This is a genomic window from Verrucosispora sioxanthis, assembly GCF_010560025.1.
GTDB classification, from domain to species: domain Bacteria; phylum Actinomycetota; class Actinomycetes; order Mycobacteriales; family Micromonosporaceae; genus Micromonospora; species Micromonospora palythoicola.
In genome coordinates this window covers 658,792-684,956 of the sequence record NZ_SAIY01000001.1, presented here as the reverse complement: position 1 = coordinate 684,956, position 26,165 = coordinate 658,792, and the positions used below count along the sequence as shown (strand labels likewise).

The 26,165-nt window shown below is 70.7% G+C and carries 23 protein-coding genes and 1 pseudogene; 13 read left to right on the top strand and 11 right to left on the bottom strand.

What is annotated here, in order from left to right; translation table 11 throughout:
* Nucleotides 1-21 precede the first annotated feature (21 nt).
* Nucleotides 22-903: a glutamate ABC transporter substrate-binding protein gene (locus ENC19_RS03170; RefSeq protein ID WP_164445612.1), complete on the bottom strand. Its 882-nt coding sequence runs from the start codon at nucleotides 901-903 to the stop codon at nucleotides 22-24.
* A gap of 60 nt (nucleotides 904-963) precedes the next feature.
* Nucleotides 964-1,710, bottom strand: a complete 747-nt coding sequence (locus tag ENC19_RS03165) for an amino acid ABC transporter ATP-binding protein (protein ID WP_164445611.1) — start codon at nucleotides 1,708-1,710, stop codon at nucleotides 964-966.
* A 188-nt stretch (nucleotides 1,711-1,898) separates the two neighbouring features.
* Here ENC19_RS03165 and selD point away from each other — a divergent pair, with 188 nt between their 5' ends.
* The 3 genes from selD to miaB all read left to right on the top strand — a co-directional run bounded on the left by selD (nucleotide 1,899) and on the right by miaB (nucleotide 5,165).
* Nucleotides 1,899-2,888, top strand: coding sequence for a selenide, water dikinase SelD (gene selD, locus ENC19_RS03160; RefSeq protein ID WP_164445610.1), 990 nt, complete (start codon nucleotides 1,899-1,901; stop codon nucleotides 2,886-2,888).
* 215 nt (nucleotides 2,889-3,103) lie between these two features.
* On the top strand, nucleotides 3,104-3,583 hold the full coding sequence (locus ENC19_RS03155; RefSeq protein WP_164445609.1) for a hypothetical protein: 480 nt from the start codon (nucleotides 3,104-3,106) through the stop codon (nucleotides 3,581-3,583).
* Between the two features lie 85 nt (nucleotides 3,584-3,668).
* Nucleotides 3,669-5,165 (top strand): tRNA (N6-isopentenyl adenosine(37)-C2)-methylthiotransferase MiaB, encoded by a 1,497-nt coding sequence (gene miaB / locus ENC19_RS03150; RefSeq protein ID WP_164445608.1) that lies wholly within the window; start codon nucleotides 3,669-3,671, stop codon nucleotides 5,163-5,165.
* 95 nt (nucleotides 5,166-5,260) lie between these two features.
* On the opposite strand, the gene ENC19_RS03145 is transcribed toward miaB, so the two are convergent.
* Together ENC19_RS03145 and ENC19_RS03140 are read right to left on the bottom strand one after the other, a co-directional pair.
* Nucleotides 5,261-6,634, bottom strand: coding sequence for a pectate lyase family protein (locus ENC19_RS03145; RefSeq protein ID WP_164445607.1), 1,374 nt, complete (start codon nucleotides 6,632-6,634; stop codon nucleotides 5,261-5,263).
* Between the two features lie 300 nt (nucleotides 6,635-6,934).
* Nucleotides 6,935-8,143 carry a DUF349 domain-containing protein gene (locus tag ENC19_RS03140; protein ID WP_164445606.1) on the bottom strand — a complete coding sequence of 403 codons (1,209 nt, stop codon included), beginning with the start codon at nucleotides 8,141-8,143 and terminating at the stop codon, nucleotides 6,935-6,937.
* Nucleotides 8,144-8,405: 262 nt separating this feature from the next.
* Between ENC19_RS03140 and ENC19_RS03135 the strand changes: the two genes are divergently transcribed.
* From ENC19_RS03135 to dapF, 3 genes are read left to right on the top strand one after another with little or no spacing between them, the layout of a single operon-like run.
* The gene (locus ENC19_RS03135) at nucleotides 8,406-9,137 is read left to right on the top strand and encodes a class III extradiol dioxygenase subunit B-like domain-containing protein (RefSeq protein ID WP_164445605.1); all 732 of its coding nucleotides are present in this window, start codon (nucleotides 8,406-8,408) and stop codon (nucleotides 9,135-9,137) included.
* A complete protein-coding gene (gene miaA, locus ENC19_RS03130; protein WP_373688892.1) occupies nucleotides 9,122-10,051 on the top strand; it encodes a tRNA (adenosine(37)-N6)-dimethylallyltransferase MiaA in 930 nt (309 codons plus the stop codon). Before ENC19_RS03135 ends, miaA begins: the two co-directional genes overlap by 16 nt.
* Before the next feature lie 7 nt (nucleotides 10,052-10,058).
* Entirely contained in the window at nucleotides 10,059-10,901 is an 843-nt protein-coding gene (gene dapF / locus ENC19_RS03125) for a diaminopimelate epimerase (RefSeq protein ID WP_164445604.1), read from the top strand.
* Nucleotides 10,902-10,998: 97 nt separating this feature from the next.
* Here dapF and ENC19_RS03120 read toward each other — a convergent pair whose 3' ends face one another.
* Complete coding sequence (locus ENC19_RS03120) at nucleotides 10,999-12,471, bottom strand: NAD-dependent malic enzyme (RefSeq protein WP_164445603.1); 1,473 nt, start codon at nucleotides 12,469-12,471, stop codon at nucleotides 10,999-11,001.
* 175 nt (nucleotides 12,472-12,646) lie between these two features.
* Here ENC19_RS03120 and hflX point away from each other — a divergent pair, with 175 nt between their 5' ends.
* Nucleotides 12,647-14,095, top strand: a complete 1,449-nt coding sequence (gene hflX, locus ENC19_RS03115) for a GTPase HflX (RefSeq protein ID WP_164445602.1) — start codon at nucleotides 12,647-12,649, stop codon at nucleotides 14,093-14,095.
* Between the two features lie 64 nt (nucleotides 14,096-14,159).
* Entirely contained in the window at nucleotides 14,160-15,851 is a 1,692-nt protein-coding gene (locus ENC19_RS29470; protein WP_208020796.1) for a beta-propeller fold lactonase family protein, read from the top strand.
* Between the two features lie 52 nt (nucleotides 15,852-15,903).
* Here ENC19_RS29470 and lexA read toward each other — a convergent pair whose 3' ends face one another.
* The gene (gene lexA / locus ENC19_RS03105; RefSeq protein WP_164445601.1) at nucleotides 15,904-16,686 is read right to left on the bottom strand and encodes a transcriptional repressor LexA; all 783 of its coding nucleotides are present in this window, start codon (nucleotides 16,684-16,686) and stop codon (nucleotides 15,904-15,906) included.
* Nucleotides 16,687-17,225: 539 nt separating this feature from the next.
* Between lexA and nrdR the strand changes: the two genes are divergently transcribed.
* Nucleotides 17,226-17,714, top strand: a complete 489-nt coding sequence (nrdR, locus tag ENC19_RS03100; RefSeq protein WP_164445600.1) for a transcriptional regulator NrdR — start codon at nucleotides 17,226-17,228, stop codon at nucleotides 17,712-17,714.
* 66 nt (nucleotides 17,715-17,780) lie between these two features.
* Nucleotides 17,781-20,660, top strand: coding sequence for a vitamin B12-dependent ribonucleotide reductase (locus ENC19_RS03095; protein WP_164445599.1), 2,880 nt, complete (start codon nucleotides 17,781-17,783; stop codon nucleotides 20,658-20,660).
* Here ENC19_RS03095 and ENC19_RS29465 read toward each other — a convergent pair.
* Both ENC19_RS29465 and ENC19_RS03085 read right to left on the bottom strand, forming a co-directional pair.
* Nucleotides 20,581-21,063 carry an HIT family protein gene (locus ENC19_RS29465; protein ID WP_208020795.1) on the bottom strand — a complete coding sequence of 161 codons (483 nt, stop codon included), beginning with the start codon at nucleotides 21,061-21,063 and terminating at the stop codon, nucleotides 20,581-20,583. The two genes, ENC19_RS03095 and ENC19_RS29465, sit on opposite strands and share 80 nt — an antisense overlap.
* The gene (locus tag ENC19_RS03085) at nucleotides 21,000-21,533 is read right to left on the bottom strand and encodes a DUF6010 family protein (protein WP_208020794.1); all 534 of its coding nucleotides are present in this window, start codon (nucleotides 21,531-21,533) and stop codon (nucleotides 21,000-21,002) included. The genes ENC19_RS29465 and ENC19_RS03085 overlap by 64 nt, the downstream gene beginning before the upstream one ends.
* An 83-nt stretch (nucleotides 21,534-21,616) precedes the next feature.
* Here ENC19_RS03085 and ENC19_RS03080 point away from each other — a divergent pair, with 83 nt between their 5' ends.
* Nucleotides 21,617-22,555, top strand: coding sequence for a GlxA family transcriptional regulator (locus ENC19_RS03080; RefSeq protein WP_164445598.1), 939 nt, complete (start codon nucleotides 21,617-21,619; stop codon nucleotides 22,553-22,555).
* A 16-nt stretch (nucleotides 22,556-22,571) separates the two neighbouring features.
* Here ENC19_RS03080 and ENC19_RS03075 read toward each other — a convergent pair whose 3' ends face one another.
* Both ENC19_RS03075 and ENC19_RS03070 read right to left on the bottom strand, forming a co-directional pair.
* Entirely contained in the window at nucleotides 22,572-23,753 is a 1,182-nt protein-coding gene (locus tag ENC19_RS03075) for an RNA polymerase sigma factor (protein WP_164445980.1), read from the bottom strand.
* An 86-nt stretch (nucleotides 23,754-23,839) separates the two neighbouring features.
* Nucleotides 23,840-24,181: a YciI family protein gene (locus ENC19_RS03070; RefSeq protein ID WP_164445597.1), complete on the bottom strand. Its 342-nt coding sequence runs from the start codon at nucleotides 24,179-24,181 to the stop codon at nucleotides 23,840-23,842.
* A gap of 91 nt (nucleotides 24,182-24,272) precedes the next feature.
* Between ENC19_RS03070 and ENC19_RS03065 the strand changes: the two genes are divergently transcribed.
* Nucleotides 24,273-24,512, top strand: coding sequence for a DUF5522 domain-containing protein (locus ENC19_RS03065; RefSeq protein ID WP_164445596.1), 240 nt, complete (start codon nucleotides 24,273-24,275; stop codon nucleotides 24,510-24,512).
* An 11-nt stretch (nucleotides 24,513-24,523) separates the two neighbouring features.
* On the opposite strand, the gene ENC19_RS03060 is transcribed toward ENC19_RS03065, so the two are convergent.
* Nucleotides 24,524-25,210 carry a metal-dependent transcriptional regulator gene (locus tag ENC19_RS03060; RefSeq protein ID WP_164445595.1) on the bottom strand — a complete coding sequence of 229 codons (687 nt, stop codon included), beginning with the start codon at nucleotides 25,208-25,210 and terminating at the stop codon, nucleotides 24,524-24,526.
* Nucleotides 25,211-25,309: 99 nt separating this feature from the next.
* On the opposite strand from ENC19_RS03060, the pseudogene ENC19_RS03055 reads away from it, so the two are divergent.
* Nucleotides 25,310-26,150 (top strand): annotated as a pseudogene (locus tag ENC19_RS03055) (sulfurtransferase).
* Nucleotides 26,151-26,165: the final 15 nt, after the last annotated feature.

The window sequence follows — 26,165 nt, the reverse complement described above, 5'->3', positions numbered from 1 at the left end:
ATCACCCTTCAGCTGCGGGGATCAGTAGCGGTTGACGGTGGGGATCTTCGGGTCGGCGGAGTCGATCTTGCCGGCGGTGTCCTTCCACGCCTGCAGGTAGCGACCGTCCTCGAAGATCTTCTCCAGGGTGTCGTTGAGGAAGGTGCGGAAGTCGTTGTCGCCCTTCTTGAGGCCGATGCCGTACGGCTCCTCGGTGAAGGTGCCACCGACCAGCTTGAACTGGCCCTCGTTCTGCGACATGTAGCCGCTGAGGATCACGTTGTCGGTGGTGATGGCGTCGACCTGACCACCCTTGAGCGCGTCGAGGCACTTGGTGTAGACGTCGAAGACGACCAGTTGCTCGCCCACGTTGCTCAGGTACTGCTCGATGTTGGCGGCGGGCGTGGAGCCCTGGACCGAGCAGACCTTCTTGCCGGTGGTCTTGAACGAGTCGGGGCCGGTGATCTCGTTCTCGTCGGCCTTGACCAGGATGGTCTGACCGGCGATGTAGTACGGGCCGGCGAAGTCGATCCGCTCCTTGCGGGTGTCGTTGATCGTGTAGGTCGCCACGACGATGTCGACGGCGCCCTCCTCGATGCGCTGCTCGCGTACGGTCGACGGGGTCTCGACCCACTCGATCTTGTCCTCGGGGATACCCAGCTCGTCGGCAACGATCTTGCCGATTTCGACATCGAAGCCCTGCGGCTTGCCGTCGAGTCCCTTCAGACCGAAGAGTGGCTGGTCGAACTTCGTACCGATCTTGATGGCCTGTGCCTGGTTCAGCCGTTCCATCGTGCTGCCAGCAGCGAAATCCTTGTCGGTGCCGGCACCGGTGCCCTCACCGGCGTCGTCGCCGCCACAGGCGGCCATGCCGAGCGTGAGGGTGGCAGCCGCGGCGATCGCCGCTATGCGCTTGATACGCATGTTCATCTCCTTCTAAGACGGAACCCGCCGTCGATCGACGGCGTGCCCCACTACGGACGGCTAGTGCGTGAGGATTTTGGAGAGGAAGTCCTTGGCCCGTTCACTGCGCGGATTCGCGAAGAACTCTTTGGGCTCGGCTTCCTCGACGAGCTTGCCGTCGGCCATGAAGATGACCCGGTTCGCGGCGTGCCGGGCGAAGCCCATCTCGTGGGTGACCACGACCATGGTCATGCCGTCGCGGGCCAGCGAGGTCATCACGTCCAGCACCTCGCCGACCATCTCCGGGTCCAGCGCGCTGGTGGGCTCGTCGAAGAGCATCGCCTTGGGCTGCATGGCCAGCGCGCGGGCGATCGCGGCGCGCTGCTGCTGGCCGCCGGAGAGCTGGGCCGGGTACTTGTCGGCCTGGTTGGCGATGCCGACCCGGTCGAGCAGGGCCAGCCCTCGCTCCCGGGCCGCCGCCGGCTTCTCCTTGCGGACCTTGATCGGGCCGAGGGTGACGTTCTCCAGGATCGTCTTGTGCGCGAAGAGGTTGAACGACTGGAACACCATGCCGACCTCGCTGCGCAGCCTGGCCAGGGCCTTGCCCTCGGCCGGCAGCGCCTGCCCGTCGAAGGTGATGGTGCCGGAGTTGATCGGCTCCAGCCGGTTGATGGTGCGGCACAGGGTCGACTTGCCGGAACCGGACGGGCCGATCACCACGACCACCTCGCCCCGGCCCACCGACAGCGAGACGTCGTCGAGTACGTGCAACGGCCCGAACCACTTGTTGACCGAGTCCAGCACGATGAGCGGTTCGCCCGTCGCCACGTCGTCTGTCCTCCTCGTCGCTGTCGGGAGTCGGTCGACCCCCGGTAGCGGCCACTGTAGGCGGGGTGAAGTGGCGGAACACAACTCAGATGGTCACGGAGCGGTAACACCATGGATGATCCGACTCCGGCGTCCGAATTTGACCCGCCCGGCTGGCATCCCGCCTCCGTGACGGAGATCATGAGGAGATGACCGAGCCCGTGCGGTTGACCCGGTACGCCCGTGGCGGCGGGTGCGCCTGCAAGATCCCGCCCGGCGAGTTGGAGGCGATGGTCGCCGGTCTCGGCCCCGCTGCCGGCACCGCCGAGCTGCTGGTCGGGCTGGACCATGGTGACGACGCCGCGGTGGTCCGGCTGGACGAGCGCACCGGCCTGGTGACCACGGCGGACTTCTTCACCCCGGTGGTCGACGACGCGTACGACTGGGGTCGGATCGCCGCCACCAACGCGCTGTCCGACGTGTATGCGATGGGCGGCAGCCCGCTGGTGGCGCTCAACCTGCTCTGCTGGCCGCGCGAGGTGCTGCCGCTGGAACTGGCCCGGGAGGTGCTGCGCGGTGGCCTGGACGTGGCCCGCGCGGCGGGCTGTCATCTGGTCGGCGGGCACAGCGTCGACGACGACGGCCCGAAGTACGGCCTGGCCGTCACCGGGCTGGTCCGGCCGGAAGAGCTGATCACCCTGGACGCCGGGCGGGCCGGTCTGCCGCTGTCGCTTACCAAACCGCTCGGCGTCGGCGTGCTCAACACCCGCCACAAGAGCACCGGCGAGAGCTTCCCGGCGGCGGTGGCGGCGATGACCACGCTGAACCGGGACGCCGCGCGGGTGGCCGTGGCGGCCGGCGTGCGCTGCGGCACCGACGTGACCGGATTCGGTCTGCTCGGGCACGCCTCGAAGCTGGCCCGGGCGAGCCGGCTGACGGTGGCGATCGACACCGCCCGGGTGCCGTACCTGGCCGGTGCCCGCGAGGCGGTCCGGGACGGGTACGTCAGCGGTGGTTCCCGCCGCAACCTGGAGTGGGTGACCCCGTGGACGGACTTCGGCGCCGCCACCGAGCAGGATCGGCTGCTGCTGGCCGACGCGCAGACCTCCGGCGGGCTGCTGATCGCCGGGGAGATACCGGGCGCCCCGGTGATCGGTGAGCTGCTGCCCCCCGGGGAACACCGGGTCGTCCTGCGCTGAACGCAGGTTTCGGTACGCGTGCCGTTGCGTGGGAACGCGCACGATACCCGATAAACTGTCATCTTCCCGCTACCTGGAGCGATGATGCTCCGGGAAATTTGGGCCAGAATGGTCACAGACCGGTAACTTGCCCCCGGCTGGGGGCAAATGCCCCCCACCATCGTCGTATGGCCCGATCCGGAGGCCGGTGGGGACGAGCACAGCGAGGAGACGGCATGACCGAGCTGTGGAACTGGAGAATCGACCAGGTACGACCGGTGGAGGTCTACCCGGCGCTGGCCGACGCGCTCGGTCGGGTGGTGATGCCGCTGGCGGTGGCGGATCCGCTGCGGCTGCCGACGTACGCGGTGGTCTGCGACGTCTGGCAGGCGCCGGGGGAGTTCGCCACGATCGTGGACTGCTACGGCGTACCGGACGAGTTGCCCGAGCTGCCCAGCGTCGCGGCGCTGGCCCGGCTGCTCGGCCGCAACTGCGTCCTGCGTGACGACACGCTCGACGACACCCGGCACCTGCTGGTGGCCCCGGACGGCAGCATCCGCCCGGTCCACTTCGACGTGCGGGAGACCGACGACGGCGAGGTGCTCAGCGACCGCCGGCTGTGCACCGAGGCGGATCCGCGCTGCCGGGGCTGGTCGCGTTGCCGCCGCTCCCGCTGGGCGCCCGACTCGGTGAACCCCGCCCTGGCCGCCGCCTGAGGTCCTACGACGCCGCGGCGGGTCGGCTGCCGCAGTGCATCACGTTTGCGTCCGATTCCTCGGGCCCAGCTACGCTGTGCACGTCATGACTACCGCAGCGGCGGGCGGCCCGCGCACCTACCAGGTGCGCACCTACGGCTGCCAGATGAACGTGCACGACTCCGAGCGCATTTCCGGCCTGCTGGAGCAGGCGGGTTACGTCCGCGCGGGCGAGGCCGAGGACACCCCCGACGTGGTGGTGTTCAACACCTGCGCGGTCCGCGAGAACGCGGACAACCGGCTCTACGGCAACCTCGGTCACCTGCGTCCGGTCAAGAACCGGCACCCGGGGATGCAGATCGCCGTCGGTGGCTGCCTGGCCCAGAAGGACCGGGGCGACATCGTCCGCCGGGCACCGTGGGTGGACGTGGTCTTCGGTACCCACAACATCGGCTCGCTGCCGGTGCTGCTGGAGCGCGCCCGGCACAACGCCGCCGCCGAGGTGGAGATCCTCGAATCCCTCGACGTCTTCCCCTCGACGCTGCCGACCCGCCGCGAGTCGACCTACGCCGGCTGGGTGTCGATCTCGGTGGGCTGCAACAACACCTGCACCTTCTGCATCGTGCCGTCGCTGCGCGGCCGGGAGAAGGACCGCCGCCCCGGCGACATCCTCAGCGAGGTCCGGGCGCTTGTCGACGAGGGCGTGCTGGAGGTGACCCTGCTCGGGCAGAACGTCAACTCCTACGGCGTCGAGTTCGGCGACCGGTACGCCTTCGGCAAGCTGCTGCGCGCCTGCGGCGAGATCGACGGGCTGGAGCGGGTCCGGTTCACCAGCCCGCACCCGAAGGACTTCACCGACGACGTGATTGCGGCGATGGCCGAGACGCCGAACGTCTGCCCCTCGCTGCACATGCCGTTGCAGTCCGGCTCGGACGACGTGCTGCGCGCGATGCGCCGGTCGTACCGGTCGGAGAAGTACCTGGGGATCATCGAAAAGGTCCGCGCCGCCATGCCCGACGCGGCGATCACCACCGACATCATCGTCGGCTTCCCCGGCGAGACCGAGACCGACTTCGAGCGCACCCTGGACGTGGTCCGCGAGGCGCGGTTCGCCTCCGCGTTCACCTTCCAGTACTCCAAGCGGCCCGGCACCCCGGCCGCGAGCATGGACGGCCAGCTGCCCAAACAGGTCGTGCAGGAGCGGTATGAGCGGCTGATCGCCTGCGTGGAGGAGATCACCTGGGCGGAGAACCGCAAGCTCGTCGGGACGCCGGTCGAGGTGCTGGTCGCCGTCGGTGAGGGCCGCAAGGACGAGCGGACCGGCCGGATGTCGGGCCGGGCCTGCGACGGCCGCCTGGTGCACTTCGACGTGGGGTCGCTGGCGGGTGCGATCCGCCCGGGTGACCTCGTTGAGACCACGGTCACCTACGCTGCTCCGCACCATCTGAACGCCGACGGTCAACCCCTGTCGCACCGGCGGACCAGGGCCGGTGACGCGGTTGAGGCCGGACGGGTGCCGCGTACCGGCGGGGTGTCGCTGGGGCTGCCCACGGTGGGCGTGCCGCCGGCCGCGCCGCCGGCCGAGTCGGCCTGCGTACGCTGACCGAGCGCCGGGTCGAGTTCGGCAGGCGTCTACCGGCGTGAGGCAGGTGTGTTCCCCGGCCACCGGGTGGCCGGGGAACACCGTGAAACCGACGGTTACAGGCCGATCTTGCCGGTGCCTGCGCCGTTGGTGACGACCGACTTGACCTGGCTGGCGCTGGTCAGCGAGTACGAGTACGGGATGCTCGCCACGCTGCCCGACGATTGCGGGCTGCCGGAGTTGACGAAGTGGTTGTTGCGCTGGACCAACGTCCCCGGGCCCGACGCGGCGTACCCGACCAGGGTCGGGTCGTCGACGGACTCGAAGTAGTTGCCCTCGACGAGCACGCCGGCGCCCATGGTCGACGCGACGCCGTAGTCGTTGTTGTAGTAGTAGTTGTTGAACACGTGGACCGGGTTACCGAACCGCACCCGCGGGTGCCGGCTGCCGGAACCGTCGAACCAGTTGTGGTGGTAGGTCACCCGCAGGTGGCCGCGGTCCTGGCTGCTGTTGTTGTCGGAATGCCCGAGCAGCATGGACTTGTCGTGGTTGAACACCCGGTTCCAGGACACCGTGATGTAGTCGGAGCCGCGCTTGATGTCCACCGCGCCGTCGTAGCCGTTGGTGAACGAGTTGTGGTCCACCCAGACGTTGGTGGCCGACTCCTGCACGTTGATGGCGTCGTCGTTCCAGTTGCGGAAGTTGATGTTACGGATGATCACGTTCCGGCTGCCATTGATGTTGAAGCCGCAACCGGAGATCGTGGCCGACGAGCCGACGCCGAGGATGCTCTTGTTGCTGCCCACGCTGAGCATGCCGGAGCAGCTGATCGTGCCGGACACCCGGATAACCGCGGCGCTTGACGAACTGACTGCCGAACGGAGCGCCGACTCGCTGGTGACCGTGGTGGAGGAGGCGTTACCTCCGCCGGTGGTGCCACCGTTCTGGGTGGCCCAGCCGACCAGACCCGTCGGTACCGGGCCGGGTGGCGGAGTGGTCGGTGGCGGAGTGGTCGGTGGTGTGGTGGTGGGTGGCGGCGTGGTTCCGCCGGGGGTGGTTGGCGTGACGCCGCCGGTGCAGGACACGCCGTTGAGGGTGAAGCTCGTCGGGGCCGGGTTGCTGGAGTTGTTCCAGGAGCCGTTGAACCCGAACGAGACGTTCCCGTTGGTGGGGATGTTGCCGTTGTAGGCGACATTGGTGGCGGTCACCTGGCTCCCGCTCTGCGAGATCGTCGCGTTCCAGGGGCTGACGACCTGCTGCCCGGCGCTGTACGACCAGCGCAGGGTCCAGCCGGAGATGGGGTCGCCGAGATTGGTGACGACGACGTTGCCGGTGAAGCCGCCCGGCCACTCGCCGGCGACCGAGTAGTTGACCTGGCAGCCGGCCGCGGCGTGGGCGGTGACGGCGGTAAGTACCCCGGCGGCGAGCAGTGCGGCGGTGGCCGAGGCGGTGGTGGCGAGCAGCGTCGTACGACGCCGTGCGGTGCGCATGGTCGCTTCCTCTCGGAGAGGGTGCGCAGGGATGGTCGGCTCGATCCGCGTTTGCCCGGTGCCCAGACGGGCGTGCCGGTCGGGCCGTCCCTGCCAATGGACTTACCAATTGCTGACTGCGCTGTACGGATGGCTCCCGTGCCGTGCCCATAGGTAAGCGCTTTCCTCAGCGAACCACAGACGGTCGTCGATGTAAAGGGTGTGCCGCCCGAACGCGCTTCGTCTGGTCGTCAAGTACCGGCGGGACGGACACAACGGAGCCCCCGCCTCAAAGGGCGGGGGCTCGGTAGCCGACGCGACTCAGCTCGACTGTTCAGCCAGCTTGAGGAACTGGCGCTTGGACTCCAGCGCCTGTTCGGCCTCCTTGATCCGTCGGGTGTCACCCGCGGCCTGCGCCCGGGCCAGCCGCTCCTCTGCCTCCGCGACCTGCGAACGCATCTGGGCCAGCAGCGGATTGTCCTCCCGGCTGGTGCGCCGCCAGGCCGAGTCCATCACCTCGCGGACCTTCTCGTCGATTGCGCGCAGCCGGCGCTCCAGCCCGGCTGCCGCCTCGCGCGGCACCCGACCGGCCTCGTGCCACTGCGCCTGGATCTCCCGCAGCTTCGCTTGGGCGCCCTTCGGGTCGCCGTCGATGTCGAGCGCCTCGGCCTCGGCGAGCAGTGCCTGCTTGCGCTCCAGGTTGGCGCGCTGCTCGTTGTCCCGGGCGGAGAAAACCTCGCTACGCCGGCTGAAGAAGGCGTCCTGGGCGGCCCGGAACCGTTCCCAGAGCTTCTGCTCGGCCTCCTTCGAGGCGCGCGGCGCGGCCTTCCACTGCGTCATCAGGTTCTTGAGGTGGTTGGCCGTCGCCGCCCAGTCGGTCGATTCGGCGACCTTCTCGGCCTCGGCGACCAGCTCCTCCTTGACCGTCTGCGCCTGCTTGCGCTGCGCGTCGAGGGAGGCGAAGTGGGCACCTCGGCGGCGGGTGAAGCCGTCCCGGGCGGCGGCGAACCGCTTCCACAACTCGCCATCGGTCTTTTTGTCGACCCCCCGGATGGTCTTCCACTCGTCGAGGATCTCCTTGAGCCGGTCACCGGCGGTCTTCCAACCGGTCGACTCGGCAGCCAGCTTCTCGGCCTCCTCCACCAGGGCGGTCTTGCGGGCGAGCGCCTCGACGCGGGCGGCCTCCTTCGCCGCCCGGGCCTCACCGGCCTTCTCCTCGGCAACGGTGGCGAGCTTGTCGAGCCGGGTCGCCAGGGCGTCGATGTCGCCGACGACGTGAGCCTCGGGGAGGGAAGCACGGATCCGTCGGATGGTGGCGAGCGAATGGTTGGCGTCCGCCGCACCGGAGTTGAGCCGTGCTTCGGTCAGATCCACCTCGGTCACCAGGTCGGCGAAGCGGCGTGCGAAGTGTGCCAGCCCTTCCTCCGGTGCTCCCGCCTGCCAGGATCCGACCACCCGCTCGCCCTCGGCGGTCTTGACGTAAACGGTGCCGTCCGCGTCCACCCGTCCGAAGGCAGTCCAGTCGCTCATGTGCCCATCCTCGTTCTCCCGGCACCAGGGAGCAGTCTCCCGGGCGCCGCCACGGCGCAGCCAAGTTTCTCCGGGCATTGTCACAGGTGCGCCCCGGTCCGCGTCGAGCGCCTATCGCCGACCGTGACCATACGGTGTCCTAGGGCCTGTCTGGGCCATCCGACCGGCGTGCCGCTTTCGACCGTACGGTGTACGTGCGGCGCGGTCGTCCTTCCCGGCGGCACGCGGCCACGCTGCCGAAGCGGACCGCTACGGTTGCCTGGTGCCACTGGTCGCCGCCGCCGTCTGCCCCCACCCGCCGCTGCTCATCCCCGAGATCGCCGGTGCCGCGGCGCCCGAGCTGGACGACCTGCGCGCCGCCTGTGACGCCGCCGTCGCCCGCCTGCTCGACTCGGAAGCGCGGACCGTCCTGGTGATCGGGGCCGGCGACCGCGGAGCCGACCTCGACTCTCCGTTCCGGGGCAGCTTCGCGCCGTGGGGGGTGCCGCTTGAGGTACGCCTCGGCGACCACCCCGACGGATTGGTGGGCACCGACCATCTACCGCTCAGCCTGCTGGTCGGCGCGTGGCTGCTCGGCCGGCGACCGTCGGCCAGGAACCGGGGCATGGACTGGCGGATGACGACGGTCGGGGCCGCCGACCCGGTCGATACCTGCGCCGACCTCGGTGCCCGGCTCGGCTCGGACCAGCCGTGGGCGCTGCTGGTGATGGGGGACGGTTCGGCCTGCCGGGGCGAGAAGGCGCCCGGCTACGCCGATCCGCGCGCCGAGGCGTACGACGAGACGGTCGCGCGAGCCCTGGCCGACGCGGACGGCGACGCCCTGCTCGGCCTGGATCCCGGCCTGTCGACGCAGCTCAAGGTCGCGGGACGGGCGCCCTGGCAGGTGCTCGCCGGTGCCGCACGAGCGGCGGGTGATCGCTGGCGTGGCGAGCTGCGTTACCACGCCGCGCCCTACGGGGTGGGTTACCTCGTGGCGAACTGGCAGCGGCCGTGACCGCCCCGAGCACCGTGGTCGCCGTCGTCGGGCCGACGGCGGCCGGCAAGTCGGCGCTGAGCATCGCGCTGGCGCACGCGCTCGACGGTGAGGTGGTCAACGCCGACTCGATGCAGCTCTACCGGGGCATGGACATTGGCACGGCCAAGCTCACCGTCGCCGAACGTGACGGCGTACCACATCACCTGCTCGACATCTGGGAGGTCACCGAACCGGCCAGCGTGGCGGAGTACCAGCGGCTGGCCCGGGCGGCGGTCGACGACATCCTCGCCCGGGGCCGGGTGCCACTGCTGGTCGGTGGGTCCGGGCTCTACGTGCGGGCGGTGCTGGAACAGTTCGAGTTCCCCGGCACCGATCCGGCAGTGCGCCAACGCCTGGAAGGCGAGTTGGCCGCGCTCGGGCCGGTGCCGCTGTACGCGCGACTGCGCGACGCCGACCCGGTCGCGGCGGCCGGCATCCTGCCCGGCAACGGCCGGCGCATCGTGCGCGCGCTGGAGGTGATCGAGCTGACCGGTAAGCCGTTCACCGCGGCGTTGCCCGAGCCGACGCCCTACTACCCGGCGGTGCAGCTCGGCGTGGACCTGGACACCGCGCTGCTCGACGAGCGGATCGCGACGCGGGTCGACCGGATGTGGGCCGACGGGCTGGTCGCGGAGACCCGGAGACTGGTCGAGCGCGGCCTGCCGCAGGGGCTTACCGCGAGCCGGGCGCTCGGCTACCAGCAGGTGCTGCGTTTCCTGGGTGGGGAGCTGACCGAGACCGAGACGTACGACGAGACGGTCCGGGCCACCCGTCGCTTCGTCCGCCGCCAGCGCTCCTGGTTCCGGCGCGATCCTCGGGTGCACTGGCTCGACTCGGCCGACCCGGGACTGATCGGGGCCGCGATGCGGATCCTCGGTGAGGCTGCGCAATGATGGGAGCGTGGAGTTCACCAAGGGGCACGGCACCGGCAACGACTTCGTGATCCTGCCCGACCCGGACGGCGCGCTCGACCTGACGCCCGAACTGGTGGCGGCGATCTGCGACCGGCGGCGTGGTCTCGGCGGGGACGGCGTGCTGCGGGTGGTCCGCGCCGCGAAGCACGCCGACGGCGCAGCCCTGGCCGGCGAGGCCGAGTGGTTCATGGACTACTGGAACTCCGACGGCTCCTTCGCCGAAATGTGCGGCAACGGTGCCCGGGTCTTCGTCCGGTACCTGCTGGCGAACGGGCTGGCCGTACCGTCTGGCGACGCACTGCCGGTGGCGACCCGGGCCGGCGTGGTGCGGGCACGGGTCGAGGGCGACACCATCGCCGTCGAGATGCAAAGACCTCAGCTGTACGGCGCCTCCGCCGCCGCCCTGGGCGGACTGACCCTGCCCGGCACCGCGGTGGATGTCGGCAATCCCCACCTGGTCTGCCCGGTACCCGCCGGGCTGGACCTGGCCGGACTGGACCTGACCCGCGCCCCCGACATCGACCCGGCGGTCTTCCCCGCCGGGGTGAACGTCGAGTTCACCACCGTCGGTGGACCGGTCCCCGGCGTCGACGCACACGTGCTGATGCGCGTCCACGAGCGTGGCTCCGCCGAGACCCTGTCCTGCGGCACCGGTGCCTGCGCGGTCGCCGCGGTGGCCCTGCGCGACGCCGACCAGGAGACCGGGACTGTCGCCGTAGACGTCCCAGGCGGCCGCCTAACCGTGACCGTCACCCCCGACTCCTGCTGGCTCTCCGGCCCCGCCCTCCTCGTCGCCACCGGCGAACTAACCTTCCCACCCCTGACCTGACCTGACCTGCGTTGATCATGAGGTTAGCGGCGGTTCCTGAGATCGAACTTGCCGTCAACCTCATGATCAACATGGGTGGTTGGGGTCGGGAGGTCCGTCAGGGGGTGGCGGAGGCGGAGGCGGCGATCTCGGGGAGGTCGGCCGGGCCGGGGTCGGCGGCGGGGGGTGGGGTGGTGGTCGGGTTCTGGGCGGCGGCGCGGACGGCGGCGGCGACGGCCGGAGCGACTCGGGAGTCGAAGACGCTGGGCACGATGACCGTGGGGTTGATCTTTTCCTCGCCCACCACGTCCGCGATGGCCCGGGCGGCGGCGATCGCCATCTCCTCGGTGAATTCCTCGGCGTGCGCGTCGAGCATGCCGCGGAAGACGCCGGGGAAGGCGAGCACGTTGTTGATCTGGTTCGGCTGGTCGGAGCGGCCGGTGGCGACGACCGCGGCGTGCTTGCGCGCCTCCCGGGGGTCGACCTCCGGGTCCGGGTTCGCCAGCGCGAACACGATCGCGTCCTTCGCCATGGTGGCGATGTCGTCGCCGGTGAGCAGATTCGGGGCACTCACCCCGATGAAGACGTCGGCGCCGGCCAGCGCGCCGGGCAGGTCACCCGAGTAGCCGTCCCGGTTGGTGTTCTCGGCCAGCCACCGCCAGGCCGGGTTGAGATCGGTCTGCCCACGGTGCAGGGCACCCTGCCGGTCGTACGCGATGATGTCGCCGACGCCCTGACGCAGCAGCAGCTTCATGATCGCGGTGCCGGCGGCACCCGCGCCGGAGACCACCACCCGCACGTCCGCGAGCTGCTTGCCCACCACGCGCAGCGCGTTGGTCAGCGCGGCCAGCACGCAGATGGCGGTGCCGTGCTGATCGTCGTGGAAGACCGGGATGTCCAGCGCCTCGCGCAACCGGGCCTCGATCTCGAAGCAACGCGGCGCGGCGATGTCCTCCAGGTTGATCCCGCCGTACGCGGGTGCGATGGCCTTGACGATGGCGACGATCTCGTCGGTGTCCTGCGTGTCGAGCACCACCGGCCAGGCGTCCACCCCGCCGAAGCGCTTGAACAGCGCCGCCTTGCCCTCCATCACCGGCAGCGACGCGGCGGGACCGAGGTTGCCCAGCCCCAGCACGGCCGAGCCGTCGCTGACCACCGCCACCGTGTTGCGCTTGATGGTCAGCCGCCGGGCGTCGGCCGGGTTGTCGGCGATCGCCTGGCAGACCCGGGCCACTCCGGGGGTGTACGCGCGCGACAGCTCGTCCCGGTTCCGCAGGGCGACCTTCGGACTCACCTCGATCTTGCCGCCGAGGTGCAGCAGGAAGGTGCGGTCGGAAACCTTTCGCACGTCCACGCCGTCGAGCGCGCTGAGCGCGTCGACCACCTGGTCGGCGTGACCGGCGTCGGCGGTGTCGCAGGTCAGGTCGACGATCACGTTCGTCGGATCGGAGTCGACCACGTCCAGCGCGGTGACGATCGCCCCGGCCTCACCCACCGACGTGGTGAGCCGGCCGATCGAGGAGGCGTCGGCGGGCACGGCGATCCGGATCGTGATCGAGAATCCGGCACTGGGCAGTCGGGTCGTGGCCACGCAGGTCCCTCCGTCGGCGCTGAACGGCTCGTCCGCATTTCTACTCGCCCGCCCCGGGCAGCCGGCATCCGCCCCCGCTCTCGCCGATCGGCGGGCGGGCATATACCAGGTGCAGCGGGCGTCGACACATGTCAGGATTACTCGGTACATGCACAGAACGGACAGGAGAGATCGCTTGCGAGACCAGGAGACCTACGTTTCCATCCCCGACGACGAGCTCGACGCCACCACCGGCGAGTACGAGCTCTCCGAACGGCAGGCGCTACGACGGGTCCCCGGTCTCTCCACCGAGCTGACCGACGTCACCGAGGTCGAATACCGACAGCTCCGGCTGGAGCGGGTGGTGCTGGTGGGCGTCTGGACCGAGGGCACCCTCCTCGACGCGGAGAACTCCCTCACCGAGCTGGCCGCGCTGGCGGAGACCGCCGGCTCGCAGGTGCTCGAAGGGCTCATCCAGCGACGCAACCGCCCCGACCCGGCGACCTACATCGGTCGCGGCAAGGTCGACGACCTCAGCTCGGTGGTGCTGTCCGCCGGCGCCGACACGGTGATCTGCGACGGGGAGCTGTCCCCGTCCCAACTGCGCAACCTGGAGCAGCGCACCAAGGTCAAGGTGGTCGACCGCACCGCGCTGATCCTCGACATCTTCGCCCAGCACGCCAAGAGCAAGGAAGGCCGGGCGCAGGTCGAGCTGGCCCAACTGGAATACCTCCTGCCACGGCTGCGCGGCTGGGGCGAGACGCTGTCCCGGCAGACCGGTGGGTCGGGCCGGGGCGGTGGTGCCGGCGGCGGCGTCGGCGTCCGTGGCCCCGGTGAGACCAAGCTGGAGACCGACCGGCGGCGCATCCGCCACCGCATCGCCCGGCTCCGCCGGGAGATCAAGGCCATGCGGACGGTACGCGAGACCAAGCGCGCCCGCCGCACCCGCAACGCGGTGCCCGCGGTGGCGATCGCCGGCTACACCAACGCCGGAAAGTCCAGCCTGCTGAATCGCCTGACCGGGGCGGGCGTGCTGGTGGAGGACGCCCTGTTCGCCACGCTCGATCCGACGATCCGCCGGTCCACCACGTCCGACGGACGGGTCTACACCCTGAGCGACACCGTGGGCTTCGTCCGGCACCTGCCGCACCAGATCGTCGAGGCGTTCCGGTCGACGCTGGAGGAGGTCGCCGAGGCGGATCTGGTGGTGCACGTGGTCGACGGCGCCCACCCCGACCCGGAGGAGCAGGTCCGGGCCGTCCGCGAGGTGCTCGGCGAGGTCGGCGCCGATCGGCTGCCCGAGCTGCTGGTGGTCAACAAGATTGACGCGGCCGACGAGGAGACCCTGCTCCGGCTCAAGCGGCTCTGGCCCGAGGCGGTCTTCGTCTCCGCGCACAGCGGCCGCGGCATCGACGACCTGCGCGAGACGATCGAGCGGCGGCTGCCCCGCCCGGCGGTCGAGATGCGCGTGGTGCTGCCGTACGACCGGGGTGACCTGGTGGCCCGGCTGCACCGGCAGGGCGAGGTGCTCAGCACCGCCCACCTGCCCGAAGGGACGATGCTGCACGTCCGGGTCAACGAGGCACTCGCGGCCGAACTGGTCCCGTACCATGACACGGCGCAGGCGGCCCGTGTCGCGCGGTGATCGCCTGCGGTGATCGGGCTGCCGCGTCACCCGGCGGAAACCTGCGGCATGCGACACTTCTTTCATGCTCCGCACTGTTTCCTCCGTCACGGTTGCCCTTGGCCTGGCCGGGGTCACCGTGGCGGTCACCGGTGCCGCGCTCGCCGCGCCCGGCTCGACCCCCGCCAAGGCAGCGTCTTCCCTGGTGGCGGCCCCTCCGGCCGCCGTGGCGGGACCGCCGGTCACCGCGGCGGGCAAGAAGCAGTGCTCGGTCACCGACTCGCGACTGCGTGAGCTGTCCGGCCTGGTGGCGACCAAGAACGGCTACATCGTCGTCAACGACAGCACCGAGCAGGACGACCGCAAACGGGTCTTCTACCTCAACAAGGACTGCCAGGTCGTCCGCGACGTGCCCTACTCGGGGGCGGGGCCGTTCGACACCGAGGATCTCGCGGTCGCCCCGGACGGAAAGACGCTGTGGATCGCCGACACCGGCGACAACGTGACAAGCCGCGAACGCCGTGAGCGGGTGGCGGTCTGGAGCATGCCGATCGGCGGTGGCAGCCAGCCGAAGCTGCACCGGCTGTCGTACCCGGACGGCAAGCCGCGCGATGCCGAGGCGCTGCTGATCGGCGACGACAAACTACCGCTGATCATCACCAAGGTCACCGCCGGCAAGGCCGAGATCTTCACCCCGGACGGGCCGCTCAAGACCGGTGACACCGAGCCCGTACCGATGAAGAAGCTCGGCGACATCGAACTGCCCAGAACGGACACCGAGAACCCGCTGAGCACCTTCGGGCGCGTTGCGATCACCGGTGCCGCCCGATCCCTGGACGGCTCACGGGTGGTGCTGCGCACCTACGCCGACGCCTTCGAGTACGACGTCGCCAACGGCGACATCGTCACCGCCCTCACCACGACCACTCCCCGGGTCACCGCCCTGGCCGACCCGTTCGGCGAGGCGATCTCCTACTCGACCGACGGCAAGACGTTCCTGACCGTCTCCGACGCCGGTCACCTGGAGGACGAGGACCCCGTCAACATCCTCAGCTACACCCCCTCCACCGAGGGGCCGAAAGATCTGGCGAACGATCCCGACGCGGCGCAGAAGTCGGGTCAGTCGTTCCTCGACGGCCTGACCCCGACCGACATCATGTACCTGATCGCCGCGGTGGGCGTGCTCGGAGCCCTGCTGGTCGGCGCGGGCATCTTCGGCATCCTGCGCGCCCGCAAGCGCCCGGCACCGGCCGGTCGCAACCGCGGCGACGACGACGTGGACGCCGCGAAGCGCAAGGGCGACGGATTCGGCTCGGCCCAGGACCGGGGCCGGGGCGGGGTGTACGGCGGGGCAGCGGCCGGTGGCGTATACGGCGGATCTCCGGCCGGCGGTGCAGGCCCGGGCGGCGTCTACGGTGGCGGCAATGGCCGACCGGCCGCCGGCAACGGTGCTCGCCCGGGGCAGGGCGGCGGAGGCGTCTACGGCGGCGGTGGAGCCCGGCCCGGTGGTGAGGGCGCTCCCGTCTACGGTGGGCGGCCGGGCGGTGGTCGACCGTCCGGCGGCGGTGGACGCCCGGGCGGCGGTGTCTACGGCGGCGGCGGTGCCCGTGGCGGCGGGCAGCCCGGTGCCGGTGGGCGAGCGGAGCCGCCCCGACGTGGCGGCCCGGCCGAGCCCGACTACCGGGGGCGGCGGTCCGGGCGTTACCGGGAGGACGACGGCGAACCGTATGGTCAGGTGCGCGGCGGCCACTACGGCTACCGGGGCGACCGGTACTGATGTGACGGCCGGGTACCGAGCGTGGGTCGGTACCCGGTCACCGGTCGCCGATTCAGATGCGGCGCAGCACCGCGACCACCCGGCCCATGATGGTGGCGTCGTCGCCGGGGATCGGGTCGAAGGCCGGATTCTGCGGCATCAGCCAGACGTGACCGTCACGCAGCCGGTAGGTCTTCACGGTCGCCTCGCCGTCGAGCATGGCGGCGACGATCTCACCCGAATCCGCGGTCGGCTGCTGCCGGACCACCACCCAGTCGCCGTCGCAGATCGCCGCGTCGAGCATCGAGTCACCCTTGACCTGGAGCATGAAGACCTCGCCCTCGCCGACCAGCTCGCGCGGCAGCGGGAAGACGTCCTCCATCGACTGCTCGGCGAGGATCGGGCCACCGGCGGCGATGCGACCGAGCATCGGGACGTAGGCCGGCGTGGGGCGCTGGGAGCGGCTCAGCTCGTCGTCGACGTCGTTCGGCGAGCGGACGTCGACGGCCCGGGGCCGGTTCGGATCGCGCCGGAGGAAGCCCTTCTTCTCCAATTCCTTGAGCTGGTAGGCGACGCTCGACGGGGAAACCAGCCCGACCGCCTCGCCGATCTCGCGCACGCTCGGCGGGTAGCCGTGGCGCTCGACCCAGGTGCGGATGAAGTCGAGGATGCGTCGCTGCCGGGCGGTGAGGTCGACGGTCGCCGGGTCGGGGAAGCTGCTGACCACCGGGGTCACCGGACGCACGGTCGGCTGACCGGAGCGGGCGCGGGTGACACTCCGGCGTCGGGCGGCCGGCGGACCCGCCTCGATGCTCTGCTGCGGGCTCTGTGGCCGGTTGGCCCGGTCCTCGGTCACGTCCGTCCTCCCTGGTCGGCGCTGGGTGCCTCGGCGGCTCGTGGTGCGCGCGGTGGTCTGCTGGCCGGCGGGTCGACCATGGTCACCTCCGGTTGTTCATGACCGTATAGGTGAGATCGGTCTTTTTCAAACATCTGTACGACCTTCGGTCGCGTGTCGATCCGGAAATCAGCGCGACGCCGGGTCCTTCCTGATAAATAGGACTGGTGTTCGAGTGGTTGGGAATTGTCGATGCCCGCGCCGGGTCGGTGGTAACCGGCGTGGGCCGCGTCGCGTTGGGCCCTCCGGTTGTGCAGAAACGAGGGCTCGGGTGACGCGCCGGACACGCCGACCAACTTGACCGCGGATCGTCGGCGGCCTACGGTCGACCCCTAGATGTAGTAGTCACATGGGCGTAAGTTGCCTACAGGTTGGGTTCGACTACCGACCGCACTCCCGTACCGCCGGGCCGGCGGCCATCCTGCGGGGATGGCTCCGGCTTGCCGAGGCGTGCCCGGGGGCGGGCGGCTAACCCTATGGTCGATCGAGGAGGTCGGGCGATGCGGTGTCCGTACTGCCGGCACGCCGACTCCCGGGTGGTCGACTCGCGGGAGGCCGACGACGGCCAGCTGATCCGGCGGCGGCGGGCCTGCCCCGAGTGCGGCAAGCGGTTCACCACCGTCGAAGAGGCGGTGCTCGCCGTGGTCAAGCGCAGCGGCGTGACCGAGCCGTTCAGCCGGACGAAGATCATCGGCGGGGTGCGCAAGGCGTGCCAGGGCCGGCCGGTCGACGAGGACTCGATCGCGCTGCTGGCGCAGCGGGTCGAGGAAACCGTCCGGGCCAAGGGGGCCGCCGAGATCCCCAGCCACGAGGTGGGGCTGGCCATCCTGGGTCCACTACGGGACCTGGACGAGGTCGCCTACCTGCGGTTCGCCAGCGTCTACCGGTCGTTCGACTCGCTCGCCGACTTCGAGCGGGAGATCGACACGCTACGGGCCGCCGCGCGTGCCCGCGAGGCTGCCGGTGCCGAGCCGGCCAGCGCGCAGTGAATTTTCAGCAGTACCAGTGACAGTCGGATCGCGCGGCGGGCCCGCGCGGACGAGGGGGCGGATGAGATGCCGGGGGACGGTGTGACGACAAGCAGGTCACGAAACAAGGCGGGCGCGGGGCTCAAGGTCGAGCGGGTCTGGACGACCCCGGGAGTGCACCCGTACGACGAGGTCACCTGGGAACGCCGCGACGTCGTGATGACGAACTGGCGGGACGGCTCGATCAACTTCGAGCAGCGGGGTGTGGAATACCCGGAGAGTTGGAGCGTCAACGCGGCCAACATCGTGACCACCAAGTACTTCCGGGGCGCGGTGGGCACCCCGGAGCGCGAGTGGTCGCTCAAGCAGTTGATCGACCGGGTGGTCACCACCTACCGCACCGCCGGCGAGGAGTACGGCTACTTCGCCTCCCCGGCCGACGCCGAGGTCTTCGCGCACGAGCTGACCTGGATGCTGCTGCACCAGGTGTTCAGCTTCAACTCCCCGGTCTGGTTCAACGTCGGCACCCCCTCGCCCCAGCAGGTATCCGCCTGTTTCATCCTATCTGTGGATGACTCGATGGATTCCATCCTGGATTGGTACAAAGAGGAAGGGCTGATCTTCAAGGGTGGCTCCGGCTCCGGGGTCAACCTGTCCCGGATCCGCTCCTCCCGGGAGCTGCTCTCCTCCGGCGGCACCGCCTCCGGCCCGGTCAGCTTCATGCGCGGTGCCGACGCCAGCGCCGGCACCATCAAGTCCGGTGGTGCCACCCGTCGCGCGGCCAAGATGGTCATCCTCGACGTCGACCACCCGGACATCGAGGAGTTCGTGGTCACCAAGGCGCGCGAGGAAGACAAGATCCGCGCGCTGCGCGACGCCGGGTTCGACATGGACCTGGGCGGCTCCGACATCGTCAGCGTGCAGTACCAGAACGCCAACAACTCGGTCCGGGTCTCCGACGAGTTCATGGCGGCGGTGGAGAACAGCGGCAGCTTCGACCTGCGTGGTCGGCTCGACGGCGCGGTGATCGACACCATCGACGCCAAGAACCTGTTCCGCACCATCTCCCAGGCCGCCTGGGAGTGCGCCGACCCGGGCCTGCAGTACGACGACACCATCAACGACTGGCACACCTGCCCGGAGACCGGCCGGATCACCGCGTCGAACCCGTGCTCGGAGTACCTGCACCTGGACAACTCCTCGTGCAACCTGGCCTCACTGAACCTGATGAAGTTCCTCCGCGCCGACGGCGGCTTCGAGGTGGAGAAGTTCGTCCGGAGCGTCGAGCTGGTCATCACCGCGATGGACATCTCGATCTGCTTCGCCGATTTCCCGACCGAGAAGATCGGCGAGACCACCCGGGCGTACCGGCAGCTCGGCATCGGCTACGCCAACCTGGGCGCCCTGCTGATGGCCTCCGGCCTGCCGTACGACTCGGATCAGGGCCGCTCGCTGTCGGCCGCGATCACCTCGCTGATGACCGGCACGGCGTACCGCCGCTCCGCCGAGCTGGCCGGCATCGTCGGCGCGTACGACGGCTACGCCCGCAACGCGGAGCCGCACAAGCGGGTGATGCGCAAGCACGCCGCGGCCAACGACGAGATCAAGCCGTCCGGCACGGTGGCCACCGCCCTGACCCGCGAGGCCACCAAGCAGTGGACCCTCGGCAACAAGATCGGTGAGAAGAACGGCTGGCGCAACTCCCAGGCCAGCGTGCTCGCGCCGACCGGCACCATCGGCCTGATGATGGACTGCGACACCACCGGTGTGGAGCCGGACCTGGCGCTTGTCAAGTTCAAGAAGCTGGTCGGCGGCGGCTCGATGCAGATCGTCAACCAGACCGTGCCGCGCGCCCTGCGTTCCCTCGGATACCCGGAGGAGCAGGTCGAGGCGATCGTCGAGCACATCGCCGACCAGGGCCACGTGGTGGACGCCCCCGGCCTGAAGCCGGAGCACTACCCGGTCTTCGACTGCGCCATGGGCGAGCGGTCCATCGCGCCGATGGGGCACGTGCGGATGATGGCGGCGGTCCAGCCGTTCATCTCCGGCGCCATCTCCAAGACGGTCAACATGCCGGAGCAGGCCACCGTCGAGGACGTCGAGAAGATCTACTTCGAGGGCTGGAAACTCGGCCTCAAGGCCCTCGCGATCTACCGGGACAACTGCAAGGTCGGCCAGCCGCTGTCGGCGGCGAAGAAGAAGGCCGCCGAGCCGGAGGCGACCACCACCGCCGTCGAGCCAGTGGTGGAGAAGGTCGTCGAGTACCGCCCGGTGCGCAAGCGGCTGCCGAAGAAGCGCCCGTCGGAGACCATCTCCTTCTCCGTGGGCGGGGCCGAGGGCTACCTCACCGCCTCGTCGTACCCGGACGACGGTCTCGGCGAGGTCTTCCTCAAGATGTCGAAGCAGGGCTCCACCCTGGCCGGGGTGATGGACGCCTTCTCGGTGGCCATCTCCATCGGCCTGCAGTACGGCGTGCCGCTGGAGACGTTCGTCAGCAAGTTCACGAACATGCGCTTCGAGCCGGCCGGCATGACCGACGACCCGGACGTGCGGATGGCCGCCTCGGTGATGGACTACATCTTCCGTCGCCTGGCGCTGGACTTCCTGCCCTACGAGCGTCGCGCCGAGCTGGGCATCTTCACCGCCAAGGAGCGGGCCGCCCAGCTCGCCGCCGAGGCCGAGGCCGAGGCGAACGGCGCGGACCTGACCGCGATGGCCGCCTCCGCCCCGGTTGAGGCCAAGCCGGAGGAGCCGAAGGCCGGCCCGGTCGCCCAGCCGGCCCAGGAACTCGCCGACGTCGCCGCGGTCAAGCCGGCACCGCCGGTCGGTTCCAGCACCGAGCTGCTGGAGGCCGTGATCGGCAAGGCCGCCGACGCACCGCTCTGCTTCACCTGCGGTACGAAGATGCGCCCGGCCGGTAGCTGCTACGTCTGCGAGGGCTGCGGCTCCACCAGCGGCTGCAGCTGACCGAGTACGCGACGAGCCCCGGGCGGTGATCCGCCCGGGGCTCGTTCGTCTCTTGGCGACCGTGGACCGAAACGGCCCTCCCGTGGGCACTGCCGTACCAAGATTGGTCAAGCTGGTGGGCGAAGCCGGCCTGTTCGGCGTACTGCATGACGTAGGTCTTCACGCAGCCGGTGACGGCGGTCAGCGCCCGGGAGAGCCGGACCTGCCAGGTGCCGAGGCTGGCCGCCTCGGCGTCGGTCAGGTCGGCGATCGACGTGACGTGCCGGCGGGGGACGAGCACCAGCCAGCCGGGTAGCCGACTGTCGAACGCGTGCACCACCCGCCAGTGCTCGTCGGTGTCTACGCGTTCCCGTGGCGGCAACGCGTCGAACCGCTCCTCGCTGCGGCACACATAGCAGTCCATCCCCGCACCGTACCGAGCGACAACCATGGGATCTTGGTGCGAAGCCGCCCCTCCGAGGGCGGTTTCGCACCAAGATTTCGTGACGAGCGGAGGTGGAGCAGGTCCCGCAATGACCAGCCGCCGGTCAGGCACCAGAGCGCGATGACCGGGTCGCAGATAGCGCAGCCGAACGACGAGTCGTGGGCGAAGGGGATGATCGGGTTGCCCTTCAGGTGGTGGACGATGTCCCAGCCGGTGTGCAGCAGCCAGCCGACGCCGATCCACCGCCACGACTCCAGCCCACGGAAGGCCACGTAGACCAGCACGGCCACGAACGGGAACTCCCACGCACCGAGCCCACCACCGCTCAGGTACGCCGCGCCCGCTCCCGCGATCATGATGGCGTTGAGACGGCGGCGGTGCGGTTCCCGGATCAGCGAGTTGAGGCAGACGTAGAGGACGCCGATGAGCAGCGGCACGACGATGTTCACGAGCGGTGAATCTAGGTACCGGCGGCGCTGGAGAGCAGGGGCCGGCGAGCCATCGACCGACGGGTTCTCGCCAGAATGGGCGGATGCACCGAGTGGTGGTGGTCGCGTACGACGGTGTGGTCCCGTTCGACCTGTCCGTGCCGGTCGAGGTGTTCGGCCGGGCTCGACGGGCCGACGGTGCTGCCGCGTACCAGGTCCGGGTCTGCGGGGCGACCGACGAGGTCCGGGCCGGAGCGTTCGGGCTGCGGGTGCCGTACGACCTGTCCGCGATGGCCGAGGCGGACACGGTGGTCGTACCGGGAATCGCCGACCTGGACGCGCCGCTGCCGGAGGCGGTCCGCGTGGCGCTGGCCGACAGCCCGGCCCGGCTGCTGTCGATCTGCACCGGCGCCTTCATGTTGGCCGCCGCCGGCCGGCTCGACGGTCGGCGGGCCACCACCCACTGGGCCGCCGCGGCCGAGCTGGCCCGCCGGTATCCGAGCGTCATCGTCGACCCGGACGTGTTGTTCGTCGAGGACGCGCCGGTGTTGACCTCGGCCGGTGCCGCCGCCGGGCTCGACCTCTGCCTGCACGTGGTACGCCGCGACCACGGCGCCGCCGTGGCCGCCGAAACCGCCCGTAGCTGCGTGATGCCGTTGGAGCGGGCCGGTGGGCAGGCACAGTTCATCGCGTACGAGCCACCCGCGCCGGCCGGGCACAGTCTCGAACCGCTGCTGGCCTGGCTCACCGACAACCTGCATCGTCCGCTCACCCTGGCCGAGATCGCCGCGTACGCGACGATGAGCCCGAGATCGTTGAGCCGGCACTTCCGCGACCAGACCGGCACCACCCCGATGCGTTGGCTGAGCCGACACCGGGTCCGTCGGGCGCAGCACCTGCTGGAGCGCAGCGACCAGCCGGTCGAGCGGATCGGTGAGCTGGTCGGCTTCACGTCCCCGACGGCCTTCCGGGCGTGCTTCCGGCAGCTTGTCGGCGTCAGTCCCCGCGACTACCGGGCGACCTTCCCGCCCTCCGCCCGATAGCCCAGCGCAGACGTCGTCAGGAGGCGAGGACCTCCCCGAGACGGGTGGTGAGGAAGTCCCGTTCGGCATCGTTGTCGACCAGGTCCAGGGCATCCCGGTAGGCACCCGCCGCCTCGGCGTCGCGGCCGAGCCGGCGTAGCAGGTCGGCCCGGATCGCCGGCAGGTAGTGGTAGCCGGCCAGCCGCGGGTCCCGGGCGAGAGCGTCCACCGCGGCGAGCGCCACGGCCGGTCCGTCCACCATCGACACCGCGACCGTCCGGTTCAACGCGACCACCGGGGAGGGCCAGCGAGCCAGCAACGCGTCGTAGAGCCGGACGATCTGCGGCCAGTCGGTGGCCTGGTAGCTGGGCGCGTGGGCGTGCAGCGAGGCGATGGCAGCCTGGATCGCGTACCGGCCGGTGCGTCCGGTGCGGAACGCGTCGAGTACCAGACGGTGCCCCTCGGCGATGGCGTCCCGGTCCCAACCGGTGCGGTCCTGGTCCTCCAGGCGCAGCAGCCGGCCCTCGGCGTCGGTACGGGTGGCCCGGCGGGCGTCGGTGAGCAGCAGCAGCGCGAGCAGCCCGCGTACCTCCGGCTCGTCGGGCAGCAGGGCGGCCAGCATCCGGGCCAGGTGCAGCGCGCGGTCGACCAGGTCGGCGCGGACCAGGTCGCCGCCGCTGGGTGCGGTGTGCCCGGTGGTGTAGAGCAGGTGTACGACGGTGAGCACCCCGTCGAGCCGGTCGGGCAGTTCGACGGCCTCGGGGACCCGGTAGGGGATCCGGGCGGCGGCGATCTTCTTCTTGGCGCGGGTGATCCGCGCCGCCATGGTCGGCTCGGGGACCAGGAAGGCGCTGGCGATGTCGGCGGTGCTCACCCCACAGACCAGGCGCAGGGTGAGCGCCACCTGCGCCTCCCGGGCGAGCGCCGGATGGCAGCAGGTGAAGACCAGGCGCAGCCGGTCGTCCGGCACGGCCACCTCGTCCGGGACGTCCGGTTCCACCTGGTCCGGTTCCACGAGCAGGGGCAGTTTCGCGCGGAGCACCTGCCGTCGGCGCAGCACGTCGAGGGCCTTGCGCCGAGCCGTGGCGGTGAGCCAGGCACCGGGCCGCTCCGGTACGCCGTCGCGGGCCCAGGCGCCGAGCGCGGCCACGTACGCCTCCTGGACGCTCTCCTCGGCGAGGTCGAAGTCACCGGCGACGCGCGCCGTGGCGGCGAGCACGAAGGTCCACTCGCGGCGGTGTGCGTCCGCGACGGCCCGTTCGACCTCGGCGGCGGTGGCCGGTACGACGGCGCGCTCGGCGGCGTTCACTCGGCGGGCGGCTCGAACAGCGGCCGGACCTCCACCCCGCCGTGAATGGTGGCCGGGTTCAGTTTGGCGATTCGCACGGCGGTGTCCAGGTCGGGCGCCTCCAGCACGAAGAACCCGGCGACGACCTCCTTGGCCTCGATGAACGGGCCGTCGGTGACGAGGTCGCCGCGCACCGCGGTGGCGGTGGTGCTCGGTTGCAGGGCGAAGCCCGTCACGATCTGCCCGCCAAGCTCGGCCACCTGCGCGGGGTACCGGTCCAGCAGGGCGATGTAGTCGGGGGTGAGGTCCATCGGGTCGGCCGGTGCCGGCGAGTAGATCAGGACCGCGTACTGGGTCATGGGGACTCCTTCATCGACTTGATCCTCTGTCCCGTCACTGGGCGGTGCCAGTGCGGATGGACGCGACCGGGGAGAACCTAGACTGCCGGTGATGAGCGGAGAACGACGGCCCCTGGCGGCTCGGCCGCTGACCGAGCCGCACCCGTCCCGGTTGCCGCTCGATCACCCGGGCCGGCAGCGCATCCTCACCGAGCATGCCGCCGCCCTGGCCGCGGGCGACGCCGGCTACCTGGACCCGGAGACCGGGCTGTTCGTCCTCACGGCCGGTTTCCTGGCCCGCCGGGGCACCTGTTGCGGCCGGGGCTGTCGACACTGCCCGTACGTGGAGTGAGCTCGCCGTGCTCAGGCGGCGGCGACGAAGACGCGGGAGGCGATCTCGCGGGGCAGCCGGACGCTCTCGCCGGAGCGGTCGATCGACACGGCGTCGCGTTCCTGCGCCACCGTCACCGTGGCACCCGGGTCGACACCGGCCGCGTGTAGTTGCCGCAGCACCTCGGCGTCGGTCTGCACGCTCTCACAGATACGTCGCACGATGACCGTGCCGGTCAGACCGGGGAAGGCGAGGTTGCGCTCGACGTCCGTCGGCTCAGGCTCGGACTGGGGCGAGCCCAACTCGTCCAGTCCCGGGATCGGGTTGCCGTAGGGCGACCGGGTCGGCCGGTTGAGCAGGTCGTAGACCCGCTTCTCGACCGCGTCGCTCATCACGTGCTCCCAGCGGCAGGCCTCCTCGTGGGCCTCCTCGTAGGGCATCCCGATCACGTTGACCAGCAGCAGCTCGGCGAGCCGGTGCTTGCGCATCACCGAGACGGCGGCGTTGCGCCCCTGGTCGGTGAGGCTGAGGTGCCGGTCACCTTCCACGGTGAGCAGGCCGTCGCGTTCCATCCGGGCAACGGTCTGACTGACCGTGGGGCCGCTCTGGCGCAGGCGTTCGGCGATCCGGGCGCGCAGCGGAGGCACACCCTCCTCCTCGAGTTCGAGGATCGTACGCAAGTACATTTCGGTCGTATCGACCAGGTCGTGGGTCTTCATGGTGTCAGCGGCCCTCCAGGCCTCGATGGTACCCTGCCGCACCCTGGAGGTCGGTTGCCGAGCCGTCGGGCATGTCACTCGTGGTGTTGACTGGGGGCCATGCCCGCTAGCGAGGAACTTCTGGTCGAGGCCGAGCGGCTCGCCGCCGAGCTCGACGGCGTCGACCCGCCCACCCTGCTCGATGTCCGCTGGCGTCTGATCGGGCCGCCCGGACGGGACGACTACCTGGCCGGACATCTACCGGGCGCGGTCTTCGTCGACCTGGACACCGCGCTGTGCGGCGCTCCCGGCCCGGCCGGGCGGCACCCGCTGCCCGAACCGGTCGCGCTGGAGGCGGCGTTGCGGGCGGCCGGCGTGCGGGCCGGGCACCCGGTGGTGGTGTACGACGGCGGTGACGGGATGTCCGCAGCGCGGGCCTGGTGGACGCTGCGCTGGGCGGGGCACCGGGCGGTCCGGCTGCTGCACGGCGGCTACCCGGCCTGGACGGCGGCCGGCCTGCCGGTAAGCACCGACCGACCCGCTCCGGTACCGGGCGACGTGACCGTCCGCCCGGGGCCCTGCCGGTGCTGGACGCCACGGCAGCCGCCCGCCTGGCGGCCGGCGACGGCGTACTGATCGACGTGCGGGCCGCGCCCCGTTACCGGGGCGAGCACGAGCCGATCGACCCGGTCGCCGGTCACATCCCCGGCGCGGTGAACCTGCCGGCGCCCGAGTACGTCACCGAGGGTCGCTTCCCGGCCGCCGAGACCCTGCGGCACCGTTTCGCCGCTGTCGGCGTGGCCGCCGAGGCTCCCGTCGGGGCGTACTGCGGATCGGGGTGACCGGAGCCCAGGCCGTGCTCGCGTTGCATCTGGTCGGCCGCACGGACGCCGCGCTCTACGTGGGTTCGTGGAGCAACTGGGTCGCCGACCCGGACCGACCGGTCGCCACCGACACCTGACCGTCCCGACACCCG